Origin of the sequence: Nocardia inohanensis NBRC 100128 (genome assembly GCF_001612945.1) — a bacterium.
GTDB classification, from domain to species: Bacteria; Actinomycetota; Actinomycetes; order Mycobacteriales; family Mycobacteriaceae; genus Nocardia; species Nocardia inohanensis.
In genome coordinates this window covers 285,174-301,741 of sequence record NZ_BDBK01000012.1, presented here as the reverse complement: position 1 = coordinate 301,741, position 16,568 = coordinate 285,174, and the positions used below count along the sequence as shown (strand labels likewise).

The window sequence follows — 16,568 nt, the reverse complement described above, 5'->3', positions numbered from 1 at the left end:
TCGCCTGCCTTATAGGTTAGCCTCTGCTAATTCGGCAAAGGCTAGCCCGGCGACTCCCGGCGAGGCAACAGCATCGCCGCCATCCGGATTCCCGGGTGCGGCAATGCGGTTCGCTCCGGTCACGGCCGGGCCGGTGGACCGAAAAGCGCGGCCGGGGTGGGGGCGGGCAGGCCCGCGCGCCGGAAGATCTCGGTGGCATCGCGCAGTTCGGCGTCGGCGGCCGCGGTGTCGCCGCGGGCGGCGCGGGCCGCCGCACGCAGCGCCATGGCCCGGGCCCGGTCGAGCGGATCGGCGGCTTTGGCGAACAGGTCCAGGGCATGGGTGGCCTCGGTCTCGGCGGCGGGGACGCGCCCGGCCCGCAGATGGATCTGAGCCAGACGGGTGCGCGCCCAGCCTTCCCAGAGCCGCACGCCATTGCGGCGGGCGATGGCGACCGCTTCGTTGCCGAGTTCGCGGGCGCGCTCGTGCTCGCCGAGCATGGATCGGGTGGCGGCCAGTTCATGGGTGGCCCAGCCGAGAGCGACGGGATTGGAGGCTTCGCGCGCCAGCGTGATGGCGCGGCCGGCCACCGCCACCGCCTCGTCGTATTGGCCGGATTCGCAGAGGGTTCGGGTAGCGATGGCCAGGATCCAGGCCTCCATGGAGCGGTCGCCCTCGGCGCGGGTGAGGGCCATGGCATTGGCGTAGTGACGGTGCGAGTCCTTGGTATTGCCCATGCGACGGTCGGCCACGCCCAGCAGCACCTCGGTCAGGATCTGCAAGCGGCGGTCGGCGGCGTCGGCGGGCGGCGAGATCGGTTGCAGGAACTCCATACTCGCCTCGATCTCGCCGAGACCGACTTGCAGCAGGGCGCCGGTGGCCACCCGCAGGCGGCGCGCGGAGGTGGCGTCGTTCTCGCGAACGGCGGTGTGCAGCAGCCCTTTCAAGGCATCGGAGAGTTCGCGGGCGCGCGTTCCGGCATCCATCAGCTCGGCCATCACCCAGGCCATGTCGGCGGCCACCGCGACCGCCGGGCCGCCGATGCGCGCGGCCTGCCGGTGCAGGGCGATCACGACCGGGCGCTCGATATCGTTCCAGGTCTGTCCTTCGGCCCCGTTGGTGAAGGTGCGGCCGGGGACGTCGGTGGGCACCAGCAGCCGCGCGGTATTGCTGAAATCGATGGCGCAGAGCAGGTTCTTGGTGCTCGCCAGGTAGTAGTCGAGCAGCCGCACCAGGACGGTGGATTCGTCTTCCCCCGCGCTCCCGTCGGGGTCGTTGGCCTCGGCGAGCCGGGCCGCGAACAGGCGCAACAGATCATGGAAGCGATAGCGCCCGGGAGCGGTGGTCTCCAGCAGGTTCAGATCCACCAGCGACTCGCAGAGCTGCTCGGCGCGGGCGACCGGCACGTCGAGTACCGCCGCCGCGCCGTCGACCGGGAAGTCGGGCACATCGTTGCGGGCGAGCATGCGAAAAGCCCTGGCCTGCTCGGGATTCAGCTGACCGTAGCCGAGCTGGAAGACGGCCTCGACGGCCAGTTCACCGGTTTGCAGGATGTCGAGACGCTGGTTCTCGTCGGCCAGCCGATCGGCCAGCGCGGCGAGGGTCCACTGCGGCCGCACCGCCAGCCGCGCGCCCACGATGCGCACCGCGAGCGGCAGGCGGGCGCACAGCGCGATCACCGTCAGCGCCGCATCCTGTTCGGCCGCAACGCGTTCCGCGCCCAGCACCCGGGTCAGCAGCGTCATGGCCTCCTCGGTCTCGAGCACATCGAGCCGGGTGCGGCGCAGCGCGGGCAATTCGGTGAGCACCGAGCGGCTGGTGACCAGCACCGCCGTCCCCGGCGTCCCTGGCAGCAGCGGGGCGACCTGGGCGCTGTCGCGGGCGTTGTCCAGCACCACCAGCACGCGCTTGTCGGACAACAGGGTTCGCAATTGGCACGCCCGGTCGTCGACGGCGGAGGGGAGGTCGCCCTCCGCGACGCCGAGCGCGCGCAGGAATCCGCCGAGCGCGTCGCCGGGCGAGACCGGCTCGGGATCGACGCCGCGCAGGTTCACATACAGCTGCCCGTCCGGGAAACGGTCGCGCACGCGATGGGCGACGTGCAGTGCGAGGGCGGTCTTGCCGACGCCGCCCATGCCGCCGACCGCCGAGATCACCACGGTGCTGCCGTCGCCGGTGAGCTCCGCCGCGATCTCCTCGCTGACCCGTGAGCGGCCGGTGAAATCGGCGATGTCGGGCGGCAATTGGGCCGGGGTGGGGGTGGGGCGCGGGGCCCGCAGCACCGGCGGCAGCTCGGCGCGCAGGATGCGGGTGTGCACGGCGCTCAACTCCGGTCCGGGCTCGACGCCGATGCCGTCCACCAGGGCCCGCCGGGCGCGCGCGTACTCCTCGAGCGCGTCGGCTTGGCGCCCGCAGTGGTAGAGCGCCGTCATGAGCAACGCCCGGAACCGTTCCCGCAGCGGATGCTCGTCGATGAGCGGCCCGAGTTCGGTCACCGCGTCGGCGCTGCGCCCGGTCTCGATGTCCAGGCTGAGCCGATCTTCCAGAATGGCCAGCCGCCACTGTTCCAGGCGGGCCCGCTGCCGTTCGGCGAAGGGTCCGGGTAGCCCGCCCAGTGCCGCGCCCTGCCATTGGGCCAGTGCGGCTTCCAGGGTGTCGCGGGCGGCGACCGGATCCTCGTCGCGCAATTGCGCGGCCGCGGCGACCCGGTCGACGACGGTGTCGATATCGGTGCAGCCGGCCGGAACTCGCAGCGCGTAGCCGTCGCCGACCGAGACCAGCAGACTCGACGGCCCGCGCATGGTGCGTTCGGGTTCGAGTTCGCGGCGCAGCTTGGCCACGTGCGTGCGCAGGGCCGGGACCGCGCGCAACACCGGATCGTCGCCCCAGATGCCTTCGACGAGTTCGGCCGCGGTCACCGCCTTCCCCTCGCGCAGCAGCAATGCCACCAGCACGGCGCGCCGCTGTGGCGGGCCGAGATCCAACGGTGTGTCTCCGCGCCAAGCCCGGACCTCACCCAATACCGCGAACTTCAACAAACCGACCTCCCCGTTCGGGCAGTGTAAATGGCCGCCTGGCTCGTTGATCCGGCGACTATTCAACACCGATCACAGCCCCCCATCGTGGAATATCGGCCCGCTCGACGGGTTCGGCAACGAAATGGGGGAGGGAATATGGCCCATCGGGTATCCGGCGAGGTCACCGACATCGGTGCGCGGGCGGTGCCGGCGCTGGTGTGCGCGGCATCGTTTCTGACGTTTCTGGATGTCTCGGTGGTGAACATCGCCTTCCCGAGCATCGCGCAATCCTTCACCGGCACAAGTCGATCCGTGCTGACCTGGGTGGTGAGCGGGTACAGCGTGACGTTCGCGGCCGGGCTCGCGCCCGCCGGGCGGCTGGCCGACGTGATCGGGCGCGGACGCCTGTTCCTGCTCGGGCTGGCCGGATTCGTGCTGACCTCGCTGGCGTGCGCGGTCGCGCCCACGGCGGCGGCGCTCATCGCGGCGCGACTGCTGCAAGGGGTGGCGGCGGCGGTCGTGGTGCCGGCGTCGGTGGGGCTGCTGCTGGGGGTGGTCGCACCGGAGAAACGGCCGGGCGCCATCGGAACCTGGACGGCCACCAATGGTCTGGGCGCGGTGCTCGGGCCGGTGCTGGGCGGGCTGCTGGTGGATCAGTTCGGATGGCGGGGGATCTTCGCCGTCAATATCCCGATCGGGGTGGCGCTGGTCGGGGTGGGCCTGTGGCTGGTGCCGGCCGATCGGCCGCGGGTTCGGGGGCCGCTGCCGGATGCGTTGGGCGCGTTGCTCTTCGCCACCGCCACCGGGTCCGTCGTCGCGGCCGTCACGCGGGGCCAGGATTGGGGCTGGACCGCACCGCTCACCGCGGGCCTGCTGCTGGGCGGGCTGACGCTGCTGGCGCTCGCGCTGTTGCGCGCCCGCTACCATCGCAGCCCCGCCGTGGATCTGGCGCTGTGGCGCAACGGGCTGTTCGCCCGCACCAGCCTGGCCTCGGCCGTCATCGGCCTGGCACTCTTCGCGCATATGCTGATCGGCCCCATCTTCCTGGCCGAGATCTGGCATTACTCGGTGGTCAAAGCCTCGTTCGTACTCACCATCGCGGCGGTCGCGGCCATGATCACCTCGGTCGTGGTCGGCAAGATCGGCACCGCGCACAATGCCGGCCGGCTCGCGGCCCTGGGCGCGCTGCTGTTCGCCGCGGGCGCGACGCTGCTGGGCACGCACGCGCTCACCGCCGAGGAACGGCTCTGGACGGTGTGGGCCCCGGCCGCCGCGGTCATCGGCCTGGGCATCGGACTCTCGTTCGCCGCGTTGGGGATTGCAGCCTCGGCCGCCATCCCCGCGGAGAAGTTCGCCGCCGGGCTCGGCATGAACTTCACCGTCCGCCAGGTCGGGGGCGGTCTGGGTATCGCGATCCTGGCCGCGCTGGTCTCCGCGCACGGCATCCATCTGCTCGATGCCGTCCACCAGCTCTACCGCGTCGAGGCGATCGTCCTGCTCGCCGCGGCACCGCTGTGCCTGACCCTGCGGCCCGCGAAGACCGCCCCCGTCACCGTGGGCTGACCGGAATCAGTTGCGGCGCTCTTCGATTCGATCCCGCGCGGCTTCGGCGGCCCGGGCACTGCGGTCGAGCGCGGTCTCCGCCAGCAGCGCGCCGCGATCGAGCGCGGTCTCGGCGAACCGCACGCTGCGGTCGCGAGCCGTCTCGGCGGCGTCGGCGGTCCGGCCGCGGGCGATCCGGGCGGCCTGCCGACGCCGGCCGCGTGCGGTCCGGGCGGCTTTCACGCCTCGATCGTGCGCGGCTTCGGCGGCGCGCAGCCGGCGTTCCCGAGCGGTCTCGGCGACCTGCGCGCCACGCTCCCGTGCGGTCTCGGCGAGATCCGCACCCCGGTCCCGCGCGATCTCGGCGAAGTCGGCGCCGCGTTCGCGTGCGATCTCGGCGAAGTCCGCGCCGCGTTCCCGGGCGGTTCCGGCCAGGTCCACGCCGCGTTCCCGGGCGGTTTCGGCGAGGTCGGCGCCGCGGTCGCGGGCGATTTCGGCGAAGTCCGCGCCGCGATCTCGCGCGATCTCGGCGAAGTCGGCGCCGCGGGTCTTGGCCACGTCCACGAAACGCCCGCCGCGCCGCTTGGCGATATCGGCGAACTCGCGACCGCGTTCACCTACGGTCTCGGCGATTTCCGCGCTCTGTTCCTTGGCGGTCTCGGCCCAGTGCGGGGCCTCGGACTGCACGGTGTCGGCCAGATCGGCGATCTTCTCCTTGGTGTGACCGGCCGCGACCTTGCCGTGCTCCAGGGCCCCTTCGAGCCCCTTGCGCAGGGACTGATAGGTGTTGTCGGAGCCGCCGTGGACCAGCGGGAGGCTCGCCGAAACCTTTGCGGCGGCCCGCTTTCCACGCCAGGCCAGGGACGGCTTGCCCGCGGTGTCGGAGGCCGCGATCAGCAATCCGCCGAGCAGGCTCACGTCCTTGATGAAGCCCAGTCGCTTGGCCGCGCGCCGTTCGGGATCCTGCTCGTCCCAGAAATTGTGCTCGACGGCGGTGGCGGGAACGAGGGTGGCCGCCAGCACCGTCGACGCGATCCGGGGCATGCGACCGAACGCCAGCAGCGTCGCGGCGCCGACCTGCACCATGGCGTTCACCCGCACCACCTGTCCGGGATCGGACGGAAGTTTGGCGGCGTAATTCTCGGGCAATTTCCGTTCACCGTGCTGCACCAGCGTGGCGGCCGTCTTGGTGCGGGGCTCGGGGTTGGCGAGTGTGGTGAGCCCGTCGGCGATGAACGCGGACGCCAGGAGCGGACGGGCGATTCGTCGAATCAGCATGTTGGGGTTCCTTTCCGCCCAGGCAGTGCCCACTGTCGGATCGGGCAAACCTGCCCGTACCGGCGCGTCGGCGGAGACTCACCGCGTGCTCGGTGATCCGTTGGTACATCGTGAGCGGCCGGGCCGATGGTTGTCGGTGAGCACCGAGCAGAGCCGGTGCCGGAACATCGGGAGGGATCGTGCGCATCACCATCGTCGGTTTGATCGCCGCCGCCACGCTGGCCGTGGCGGCAACGGGTTGTTCCACCGACGGGACGTCCACCGTGCCCACCACGGGGCGTCCCACCGTCGTGCAGACTGTCGAATCGTCGCCGCCCAGCACTGCCTCGGTAATCACGGCGACCACCATCCGGGTCAATGGTAAACAGGGATCGCTCAGCTATGACGTAGACGTGCCGCAATTGGCGGGACAAGGCCGGGACGCCGCCGTCAAGGAGTTCAACGACGGTATGCGCACCACCTTGCAGGCCATCATCGCCGCGCGTTCGGATGCGGTGAAGCTGACCGGCGTCGCCGATGAGAGCAAGGTCGAGTATCTCGGGAACAAGGTGGCCGGCGGCATCATGTGGCTCACCCTCGATTTCGGCGGCGCGCACCCGACCGCGGTGCTCGCCACGCATGTGACGAACCTGGACACCGCCAAGCAGATTCGGGTCGCGGACCTGTTCACCGACGAGACGGCCGGGCTCACCAAGCTCTCCACGCTGGCGACCCAGAAACTGAAGAAGTCCAAGTACGCGAGCGTCATCGACGCCGACGGCCTCACCCCCACCCGGGACCACTTCCAATATTGGACGCCCACGCCCGAGGGCATGCACCTGTATTTCGAGCAGGGTCAGGCCGCGCCGCCCGTCGCGGGCGTGCTCGACGTGACCATCGAATGGTCGGCGCTGACCGGTGTCCTGAAGCCGGGCATGCCGGAGGTGCTGGCCGGCTGACTCACCAGAAACGCAGCACCGAGACCGGCCCGGCGATCAGGCAGTAGAGCGCGAAGAGCAGCAGCGTGCGGGTCTGGAAGTAGCGTTCCAGGAAGCGCACGGCGAGCCAGGAGCAGAGCCCGGAGACCAACGCGCCGAACAGGATCGGACCGCGGCAGCCCGCGCTGCCGGGGCCGATGAGTTCGGGCAGCTCGATCACCCCCGCGCCGAGAATGGCGGGGGTGGCGAGCAGGAAGGCGAACTTGGCGGCGTGCTCGTGTTCCAGGCCGCGCCAGAGCCCGCCGACCATGCTCAATCCCGCTCGGCTGAAGCCGGTGATCAGCGCACCCGCCTGCGCGAGGCCGATGCCGGCCGCATCGGCGGCGCTGAGCGCGGCGAGCGGACGGTCGGTTTGGCGGCGGGCGCGGGTCTCGGTGGGGCGGGCGCGGTGCAGGGCGAACCGCCTGCCGTACTGGGCGAGGGTGGGTTCGTTGCGGCGGCGCAATCCCTCGCCGATGATCAGGACCACCCCGTTGAGGGTCAGGAAGACGGCGGCGTAGATCGGCGCGGCGAAGAGCGCGTGCAGCGAATGTTCCAGCAGCGGACCGAGAACGGCCACCGGCAGGGTGCCGATCAGCAGCAGCCAGGCCAGGCGCTGCGGGACGGTGTCGACGCGCTTGGTGCGCAGCGTATCCAGGAAGCCGCCGCCGATGGCCTGCCAATCGCGCCGATAATGCCCGAGCAGGGCCAGCGCCGTCGCCACGTGCAAGGCCACCACGAACGCCAGATACGGTGTGCCCCCGCCCGATTCCCCTTCGGTCAGCTTCGCCCAGTCGCCGCCGAGCCAGGCCGCGACGAGTACGGAATGCCCGAGGCTGGAGATGGGGAAGAGTTCGGTGAATCCCTGGACCGAGCCGATGACCGTCGCTTCGAGGTAAGTGAGCATCGCGAAGGAGTTTCGCACGGCGGCGAGGGGTGATTCCTGGCAGGTCGCTGTGATCCGGAATGTCCGAATTCGTTGGTGAACAACGGGTTTCGACCGGCTGAACCGAAAAGCAGGACAACTGGTCTGATGTCCAGCTAGGCTCGCGGCGCGATCGCGCAAGATCGCATTTCGAGGATTCGGCAGAGCGAGGCGTGAATGAGGACCAGTCGTAGGGAGCTGCTGCGGGCCGCGGTGGGTGCGGCGGTCGTCGCCGGTGTCGGTGCGGCCCCGGCGTGGGCGGGTCCGGTCCGGCGCACCGTGAGCGCTCCGCAGGCGTGGATGTCGGGGTTGCCTGACGGGACTTCGCTACTGCGGCTGACGATTCCGGGTACCCACGACTCCTGCTGCACCAGCCCGGCCAACGGGACGGAGTGGGCACACACCCAGAACTGGTCGCTGCCCGAGCAATTCGCGCACGGCATTCGCTTCCTCGACATCCGCTGCAATGGATTGCAGGACCACACGAGCGATTCCTTCGGCATCTACCACGGGCCCGCCTATCAGGACATCACCTTCGACGACGTGCTGAACCGATGCCGGGACTTCTTGGCGCGCAACCCCGGTGAGGTCTTGATCATGCGGGTCAAGAAGGAGGACGGCACCGGAAACGATGTGGGTTCCGACTTCGAACGGGTCTTCAACGGATACCTCGATGTGAAGGGCTACCGCTCGCTGTTCTGGATCGGCAATCGCATTCCCGCGCTCGGCGAGGCGCGCGGGCGGATCGTGCTGATCACCCAGTTCGCCAACCAGCTGTCCACCCTGCGCTGGCCCGGCGGCGACAACGGCGTCGTCACCAATGACGCCTTCTACGTACAGGACCGGTATCAGGGGCGGGGTCTCGCGGGCCTGGACTCGGGTTCGTCGGCCGGTTCCTCGGGCTCCGCGCAGACCGGATCGTCCGGCGGCGACAAATTCGATTACGTCCGCGACTGCTTCGACAAGTCCGCCGCCGACCCCGGCAACACCCGGATGTACATCAACTTCACCAGCTACGCCGACCGCGCCTGGCCCAAGGACAATGCCGCGGCCATCCTGCCGAAGGTCGAGTCGTATCTCACCGAACACCGCGGCAAGCCCGGGCATTTCGGTATCGTTCCGATGGATTTCCCCGACCGGTATCCGAACGTCCTCGACCTGCTGCTGGAGCGCAATTTCAGCTGACGGAACCGGCCCTGTCCGACAAGGAGACGCGATGCATGCGGGCCTGGATGTGCGGTGGATTCACGGGTCGCCGTCGGCCGAGCACAACACCGACGTGGACATCCAGGTGTACGCCTACGACGCGAACACCATCATCCTGCGGCAGAACATGGCCGTCGACTACGAGGCCCCGTTTCTGTTTCTGCTGTTCGGGGATGAGCGGGCGGTGCTGATCGACACCGGCGCGACCGAGTCCGCCGAGTTCTTCCCGCTGCGGCGCGTGGTCGACGATCTGGTCGAGGACTGGCTGGCCCGCTATCCACGGCCCGCGTACCGGCTGCTGGTGCTGCACACTCATCCGCACGGCGATCACATCGCGGGGGACGGTCAGTTCGCCGATCGCCCGGATACCACGCTGGTCGCCGGTGACCGGGAAACCGCCTGGCAGTACTTCGGATTCGATCGTGACGCCGAGGCCGTCGCGCGGGTCGATCTGGGCGGGCGGGTGCTGGAGTGCCTGGCCACGCCGGGGCATCACGAAGCGGCCGTGACCTTCTACGATCCGCGGACCGGGTTCCTGCTCACCGGTGACACCGTGTATCCGGGCCGGCTCTACATCGAGGACTGGGCCGCGTTCTCGCGCAGTATCGACCGGTTGCTCGAGTTCACCGCGCAACGACCGGTCTCGCACGTGCTGGGTTGTCATATCGAGATGACCACGACGCCGGGCGTGGACTATCCGGTGCGCACCACCTATCAGCCCGACGAGCCGCCACTGGAGATGCGTCCCGGCATCCTTCGCGAAATCCGTTCTGCCATGGACGAAGTCGGTGATACGCCGCGCCGTAAGGTCTGTCCGGAGTTCATCCTGTACCCGCTACCGTGAAAATCGGTGGCGCGTAAGGCCGCCCACGCGTCATGATCGTCGGCATGTTCTCGCAGTCCATCGCCCCATACCCCGCAGTCGCGGGCGCGATGGCTGCTGCCCAGGCACAGTCCGCATTCGACGGCGCACGAAGCTGACCTTCTCCGGGACGTCCCGGGACCTCAGACGGGGAAGGTCGGCGCGTCTTTGAGGTCCCCTCGAAACCTGGACTCCTGGATGGAGAATCGTCATGGGCAAGCAGCCCTACATTCGTAACAAGCCGCACCTGAACATCGGCACCATGGGCCACGTCGACCACGGCAAGACCACGCTCACCGCCGCCATCACCAAGGTGCTCGCCGAGCGCGACGGCGGCAAGTACGTGCCGTTCGACCGCATCGACCGGGCCCCGGAGGAGATCGAGCGCGGCATCACCATCAATATCGCGCACGTCGAATACGAAACGGCCACCCGGCATTACGCGCACGTGGACATGCCGGGGCACGCCGACTTCGTGAAGAACATGATCACGGGGGCGGCGCAGCTGGACGGGGCGATCCTGGTGGTGTCGGCGCTGGACGGCATCATGCCGCAGACCTCCGAGCACGTGGTGCTGGCCCGGCAGGTCGGGGTCGAGCACATCGTGGTCGCGGTCAACAAGGCCGACGGCGCGGATGCCGAGCTGCTGGAGCTGGTCGAGCTGGAGGTGCGGGAACTGTTGTCCGCCAACGGATACGACGGCGACAACCTGCCGGTCGTACCCGTCTCGGGCCTGAAGGCGCTCGAGGGTGACGAGCACTGGTCGCGGGAGTTGCTGCGGCTGCTGGACGTCATCGACGAGCACATCCCGATGCCGGTGCGCTACACCGATGCGCCGTTCCTGATGCCGGTGGAGAACGTGCTCACCATTACCGGGCGCGGCACCGTCGTGACCGGCGCGGTGGAGCGCGGACAGGTCCGGATGGGCGACCGGGTGACCGTGCTCGGGTTCGGCGAGACCATCGAATCGGTGGTGACCGGCGTCGAAACCTTCGGGCGGACCATGGAATCGGCGGAGGCGGGCGACAATGTGGCGCTGCTGCTGCGCGGCGTGCAGCGCGGGCAGGTGCAGCGCGGCCAGGTGGTCGCGGCTATCGGCAGCATCGCCGTGCACCGCGGGTTCACCGCCCGCGTGCGGCTGCTCAGTGCCGCGCAGGGCGGGCGGCGCACCCCGGTCGCGTCGGGCTACCGGCCACAGTTCTTCCTGCGCACGGGCGATGTGTCCGGGCAGGTGGTGCTGGCCGGCGGCCGGGCGGTGCCGGGGGAGACCGTCGAGATGACGGTGACCCTGGATCGCGCGGTGCCGCTGGAGCCGGGCCTCGGGTTCGCCGTGCGTGAGGGGAACCTGACGGTGGCCGCCGGTACGGTGCTCGCCGTCGAGTAGCCGGACGTCCCGGTTTCGAGCCGTGTGCTCGGAGCCGGGACTTCCCGTCCGACACTCCGGTACAGACCCCCACTCCGGCGTTTCGCTCGGCGTGTCTCCTAGTCTGGCGCAATGACCACCCGTTGCCAGAAGTTCGCCGCCACCGTGGGCGTGGCCGCCGTCGCGCTCGCCGGATGCGCGAGCGGATCGAACTCCGAGAGCTCGGACAAGATCGATGTCGGCGTGCTGGTGATCACCATGTTCGATCCCGAGAACCAGGTGTGGCTGGATAGGGAACAGCTGCCCACCACCGTCGAGGTGCCCGGTGCGTACAAGCCGGTGCGCTGCAATGCGGACAAGCTGTGCGTGGCCGAGACCGGTCAGGGCAAGGCGAACGCCGCCACCTCCATGATGGCGATACTCGGCAGCGACAAGTTCGACTTCTCGCACGCGTACTTCCTCACCGCCGGAATCGCGGGCACGCCACCGGATCAGGGCACGCTCGGTTCGGCCGCCTGGGCGCGCTACGTGGTCGACTTCGACCTCGGCAACCATCTGGAGCCGGCCGAAGCCCCCGACGTACCGTTCGGGTACCGCCCCGTCGAGGCTTACAACACCGCCGTCTACAAACTCGATGACGCGTTGGTGGACAAGGCATTCGAGCTGTCGCAGGGTGTGCAGCTCGCCGACACGCCCCAGGTCGCCGCCGCCCGCGCGCAATACCCCGGCCAAGCGGGGCGCACCCCCGGAATCATGAAGTGCGACACCATGACCGGGGACGACTTCTATTCGGGCAAACCGCTCTCCGATACCGCCCGCTACATCATGGACCTGCGCACCGAGGGGCAGGGCGTCTACTGCACCACGCAGATGGAAGACAATGCCACCGCGACCGCATTGCAGGCGCACGGCTACCTGAACCGCTACCTGTCGCTGCGCACCATGAGCAACTTCGATCAGCCGTACCCGGGCCAGACGGTGGTGCAGCACCTGGACGACAGTTCGACCGGTGGCTTCCGGCTGGCCTGCGAGAACGCTTACACCCTCGGCAAAGTCGTCGCGGCCCACCTGCTGAAGAACCCGCCCGAGAACTGACTCCGGCCGGAAATCTCTCTCCGGTCGGCCCCGGCATCCCGGACCATGGGTGCCATGGAATGTGGGCACTACGGCGACGATCATCTGGCTTTCGCGGAACTGGCGCGCGGCTTCGCCCGCAAGGAGGTCGCGCCGCGCTATCCGGACTTCGAGGCCGCCGGGATAGTGCCGCGCTCGGTCTTCGCGCGCGCGGGTGAACTCGGGCTGCTCGGCTTCGCGGTGCCGCAGGGGTAATCTGGTCAACGGCGCGAAGACCTTCATTACCAACGGCATCAATGCGGATCTGGTCATCACGGCGGTGCGCACCTCAGCCGAGCGTCATCGCGGCATCAGCCTGCTGGTGCTCGAGCGTGGCATGGCGGGATTCGAACGCGGGCGCGGTTTCGAATACCTCATGCGGAACCTGCCCCAGGAGCGCATGCAGATCGCCGTCGCCTGCCTGGCCCGCGCTCGCGCCGGCCTCCGCTGGACCATCGAATATGTCGGCGGCCGAACCGCTTTCGGCCAACCCATCGGCGGCTTCCAGAACACCAAGTTCACCCTCGCCGACGTATCCACCGAAGTGGCGGTGGCCGAGGCGTTCATCGACAGATGCGTGCTGGAGCTCGATGCCGGTCGACTCACCCCCGCCGACGCGGCCAAGGCCAAGCTGTGGGCCTCGGAAATGGAGTTCCGTTGCCTGGACCGCTGTCAGCAGCTTTTCGGCGGATACGGCTATATGCGTGAGTATCCGATCGCCCGCGCCGCCGCCGACGCCCGGGTGACCCGGGTGTACGGCGGGACGTCGGAGATCATGCGCGAAATCATCGGCCGGGACCTGAAATTGACGCAGCGATAGCTCAGCGCTTCAGGCCGTGGCCGGCGGCGATGAGCCGCTCCATGACCGTGCGCGGGACCAGGCGGCGCACCGCGAACATCAGCGGTGCGTTACTGCCCACGGCGTAAAGCGGTTTCGGCCGATCTGCTTCGGCGGCGCCCACAATGGTCTTCGCAACCTGTTCCGGGGCAATGCCTTTGGACATCTTCTGATCCAGGGTCGCCATGAACTTGGTGAAATCGGTGGTGTGCGGCGAACCTTCGTTCAGGTACTTGGTGCGGCGCTCGCTCAATCCGGTATCGATCTGCCCGGGCTCGACGGTGGTCAGCCACACCCCGAACGGTGATTCCTCGAACCGTGCCGCCGTGGCGAAGGCCCGCAGCGCCGCCTTGGTCGCGGCATACGACGAGCGATACGGCATCGGAAAACTGCCGATCATGGAGCCCACCATGATGATTCGCCCGTACCCGCGCTCGCGCATGCCCGGCAGCAGCTGCTGGGTCAGCGCCACCGGTCCCAGCACGTTGAGCCGGAACAGCCGCTCGACCGCCTCGGCCGGCAGCTCCGCGAGGGGCCCGGCCTGGCTTTCGCCCGCATTGTTGACCAGCACGTCCACCGTGCCCAGCGCCGCGGTGCAGCGGGCGATGGAATCGGCGTCGGTGAGGTCGAGCGCCCGGTAATCCACCCCGGGCAGCCGATCGGCAGCGGCGATCGAATCAGGATTGCGGCTGGTGCCGATCACCTTGTGGCCACGCGCCGCGAAGGCCGCCGCCGTCGCTTTGCCGATGCCGGACGAAGCGCCGGTGACTACCACGGTGCGGGTCGAATTGCTGCTCATGGAACTGAACGCTAGCCGCTGAACGCACCCCGAGCCACACACCGACACCGAACGAAGCGGCGAAAACCGGCACGAACAGAACTGCTTGGGTGCTCATGCCGGGCAATCGGGAACACGCAGGACTGCTGTTACGTGACGATTTGCGATGAATTCGCAGGCAGACCCGCCGGTTCGCCCCGGCCGGCTACTTCGGCAGCGGATAGCTCTGCGACGGCTCGCCTTCGGGGATGACCGTGAGCTGGGTGAAGTACCCGTCGACGGGCTTGCTCAGCGTCACCGCGGCGGGCACGGCCCGCTGTTCGCCGTCGGCGCAACTGGGTTCGCAAGTATTGCTGTTCTCGATGCCGCTGCCGTGCGCGGCATCGGCGTTCCAGTCCGACCAGGTGAGCCCGGAGACCGACAGATTGCCGTCGGCACAGGTGATGGTGAGCTGGCTCGGCCGTGATTCGGGCTGGGAGACACAGTTCTTGATCCGCGGGAGCGCCGCGACGGTGGTCGTCGCGGACGCCGCGGCCGAAGAGTCGTCGTTCGAGCCGCATCCGGTCACCGCGGCGGCGAGCACGAGCCCGGTGGCGATGGCTAGGGGCAGTCGCATGGATCCTCCTGATCGGTCGAGCTGTGCGGGGCGGGGAAACGCATCCGGAACTCGGCGCCGTGACCGGGCTCGGTGGCGACCGAGACCGTGGCACCGTGGATTTCGGCCACCTGCGCCACGATCGCCAAGCCGAGGCCGTGGCCGGGGGTGGAGCGGGCGGTGGGGGAGCGGTAGAAGCGGTCGAAGACGTGCGGCAGCTCCGCGGCGGCGATGCCGGGACCCGCATCGCGGACCGTCAAGGTCCGATCGGCCAGTGCGACATCGACTTTCGCCCCGGCCGGGCTGAATTTGGCGGCATTGTCGAGCAGGTTGGTGATGGCGCGGCTCAATCGCGCCGCACTGCCCCGGACCGTCGTGGGCTCCAGCTCCGGGCTGAAATCGATTGCGGGCCAATGCCGTCGAGCGATATCCAGGCGGTCTTCGATCAGAGTGTCCAGGCGCAGGTCCTCGAAGGGTTCCCGGGCGGCGGCCGAATCGTCGGCGCGGGCCAGATCGATGAGATCGGTGACGAGGCCGGACAATTCCTCGGACCGGACGCGCAGCGCGGCGGCGGTCTCGGCCAATTGGTCCGGGGGCAGGCGGTCCGCGCGGCGCAGCAGATCGATATCGGTGCGCAGCGCGGTGAGCGGGGTGCGCAGTTCGTGGGAGGCGTCGGCGATCAGACGCTGCTGTGCCGCACGGGAATCGCGCTCGGCCGACAGCGCGGCATCGAGTTCGGCGAGCATGGTGTTGATGCTGGCGGCCAGGCGGGCGAGCTCGTCGGAGCCGCTGACCGGGATGTGCTCGCCGGGATCGCGGGTGCGGGCCACACGTTCGGCGGCCTCGGTCAGGGCCGCGACCGGGGCGAGCGCGCGCCGGGCGAGCAGTATGCCGATCCCGGCCGCCAGCAGGGTTCCGGCCGCCGCCCCGGCCAGCAGCGCCCAGCCCACCCGGTGCAGGCTGGTGTCGATGGTGTCCGAGCGCTGTGCGACCTGCACGGCGCTACCGGGGCGCAGCGGCGCGGTGTACATGCGCAGCGGGTAACCGTCGAGGGTGATATCGCTGTAGTAGGCATCCGCGGAACCCGCTGCCACCGCACGGGTTCCGGCGTCCACGGGCAGGCTCTGCTCCGGATAATGCTCCGATTCGATGGTCCCGTCCGCCGCCACCACCTGAACGCAACTGGGGGCGGCCAGATACCGGCACGGTCCGGAGGACGCCGCGAGGGCCGGTTCCGTGGGGTACTGGCGTTCGATGCGGATGGCTTGGCGGCGCAGGTTCAGATCCAGCGCGCCGCGCAGTTCGTGACCCACCACCGCATAGGCGGCGGCCGCCATCCCCGCGAGCGCGGAAGCCATTGCGAGCACGAAGAATACGGCGATCCGGCCGCGCAGGCCGAGACGTTTCACGCCGGACCCAGCCGGTAGCCGACGCCGCGCACGGTGTGAATCAAGGGCGGGCGGTCCCCGGCCTCCAGCTTGCGGCGCAGATACCGGATGTAGACCTCCAGCGAATTCGACGACCGGTGACCCCATACCCGATCGATGAGGGTTTCCCGGGGCAGCGCCTGCCCGGCATTGCGGAGCAGCACCTCCAGCAGCGCGAATTCGGTTCGGCTGAGCTCGATTTCGCTATCGCCCCGGTGGACCGTGTGAGCGGCGGTGTCCATCACCAGATCTCCGGAGGAGAGCACCGCACCGTCCTCGGGATAGGTGCGGCGCACCAGTGCGCGCACGCGCGCCAGCAGCTCGTCCAGATCGAACGGTTTGACCAGGTAGTCGTCGGCCCCGGCATCGAGACCCGCGATCCGGTCGGCCACCGCGTCCCGGGCGGTGAGCATGAGAATCGGCGTGCGATCCCCGCGTCCGCGCAGCGTCCGGCACGCGGTCAGGCCATCCATGAACGGCATCAGCACATCCAGCACCACCACCTCCGGCTGCCATCCGGCAACCTCGGTCAGCGCGGTCGCGCCATCGCCGGCGGCCCGGGTCTCGTACCCTTCGCTGCCGAGGGCGCGCACCAGCGCGTCCCGTACCGCGGGCTCGTCGTCCACCACCAATACGCGCACCCCACGAATATACGGACCGGCGGCACCTGGGCATTCTCATCCGGCTCT

13 protein-coding genes and 1 pseudogene are annotated in these 16,568 nt (G+C 69.3%); 7 read left to right on the top strand and 7 right to left on the bottom strand.

The window, feature by feature from the left end; translation table 11 throughout:
- Window positions 1–119: 119 nt before the first annotated feature.
- Entirely contained in the window at window positions 120–3,017 is a 2,898-nt protein-coding gene (locus NI1_RS24055) for an AfsR/SARP family transcriptional regulator (protein WP_169815624.1), read from the bottom strand.
- Between the two features lie 135 nt (window positions 3,018–3,152).
- On the opposite strand from NI1_RS24055, the gene NI1_RS38125 reads away from it, so the two are divergent.
- Entirely contained in the window at window positions 3,153–4,559 is a 1,407-nt protein-coding gene (locus tag NI1_RS38125; protein WP_067824872.1) for an MFS transporter, read from the top strand.
- A 6-nt stretch (window positions 4,560–4,565) separates the two neighbouring features.
- On the opposite strand, the gene NI1_RS24045 is transcribed toward NI1_RS38125, so the two are convergent.
- Window positions 4,566–5,816, bottom strand: coding sequence for a DoxX family membrane protein (locus NI1_RS24045; RefSeq protein WP_067824870.1), 1,251 nt, complete (start codon window positions 5,814–5,816; stop codon window positions 4,566–4,568).
- A 179-nt stretch (window positions 5,817–5,995) separates the two neighbouring features.
- Here NI1_RS24045 and NI1_RS24040 point away from each other — a divergent pair, with 179 nt between their 5' ends.
- Window positions 5,996–6,754 carry an RsiV family protein gene (locus NI1_RS24040; RefSeq protein WP_067824868.1) on the top strand — a complete coding sequence of 253 codons (759 nt, stop codon included), beginning with the start codon at window positions 5,996–5,998 and terminating at the stop codon, window positions 6,752–6,754.
- A gap of 1 nt (window position 6,755) precedes the next feature.
- Here the strand turns inward: NI1_RS24040 and NI1_RS24035 are convergent, their stop codons facing one another.
- Entirely contained in the window at window positions 6,756–7,679 is a 924-nt protein-coding gene (locus NI1_RS24035; RefSeq protein ID WP_067824866.1) for an undecaprenyl-diphosphate phosphatase, read from the bottom strand.
- A gap of 195 nt (window positions 7,680–7,874) precedes the next feature.
- Between NI1_RS24035 and NI1_RS24030 the strand changes: the two genes are divergently transcribed.
- The 5 genes and pseudogenes from NI1_RS24030 (at window position 7,875) to NI1_RS24010 (ending at window position 13,061) form a co-directional block, all read left to right on the top strand.
- The gene (locus tag NI1_RS24030; protein ID WP_067824864.1) at window positions 7,875–8,882 is read left to right on the top strand and encodes a phosphatidylinositol-specific phospholipase C; all 1,008 of its coding nucleotides are present in this window, start codon (window positions 7,875–7,877) and stop codon (window positions 8,880–8,882) included.
- A gap of 31 nt (window positions 8,883–8,913) precedes the next feature.
- A complete protein-coding gene (locus tag NI1_RS24025) occupies window positions 8,914–9,747 on the top strand; it encodes an MBL fold metallo-hydrolase (RefSeq protein ID WP_067824862.1) in 834 nt (277 codons plus the stop codon).
- A 229-nt stretch (window positions 9,748–9,976) separates the two neighbouring features.
- Window positions 9,977–11,149, top strand: a complete 1,173-nt coding sequence (tuf, locus tag NI1_RS24020; RefSeq protein WP_067824860.1) for an elongation factor Tu — start codon at window positions 9,977–9,979, stop codon at window positions 11,147–11,149.
- Between the two features lie 111 nt (window positions 11,150–11,260).
- Entirely contained in the window at window positions 11,261–12,223 is a 963-nt protein-coding gene (locus tag NI1_RS24015) for a purine-nucleoside phosphorylase (protein ID WP_067824858.1), read from the top strand.
- Between the two features lie 54 nt (window positions 12,224–12,277).
- Window positions 12,278–13,061 (top strand): annotated as a pseudogene (locus NI1_RS24010) (acyl-CoA dehydrogenase family protein).
- Window position 13,062: 1 nt separating this feature from the next.
- Here NI1_RS24010 and NI1_RS24005 read toward each other — a convergent pair.
- The 4 genes from NI1_RS24005 to NI1_RS23990 form a co-directional block, all read right to left on the bottom strand.
- A complete protein-coding gene (locus tag NI1_RS24005; RefSeq protein WP_067824856.1) occupies window positions 13,063–13,878 on the bottom strand; it encodes an SDR family NAD(P)-dependent oxidoreductase in 816 nt (271 codons plus the stop codon).
- A gap of 184 nt (window positions 13,879–14,062) precedes the next feature.
- On the bottom strand, window positions 14,063–14,473 hold the full coding sequence (locus tag NI1_RS24000; RefSeq protein ID WP_067824854.1) for a hypothetical protein: 411 nt from the start codon (window positions 14,471–14,473) through the stop codon (window positions 14,063–14,065).
- Window positions 14,458–15,861, bottom strand: a complete 1,404-nt coding sequence (locus tag NI1_RS23995; protein ID WP_245663377.1) for a HAMP domain-containing sensor histidine kinase — start codon at window positions 15,859–15,861, stop codon at window positions 14,458–14,460. The genes NI1_RS24000 and NI1_RS23995 overlap by 16 nt, the downstream gene beginning before the upstream one ends.
- On the bottom strand, window positions 15,858–16,520 hold the full coding sequence (locus NI1_RS23990) for a response regulator transcription factor (protein ID WP_067824851.1): 663 nt from the start codon (window positions 16,518–16,520) through the stop codon (window positions 15,858–15,860). Before NI1_RS23990 ends, NI1_RS23995 begins: the two co-directional genes overlap by 4 nt.
- Between the last annotated feature and the right edge of the window lie 48 nt (window positions 16,521–16,568).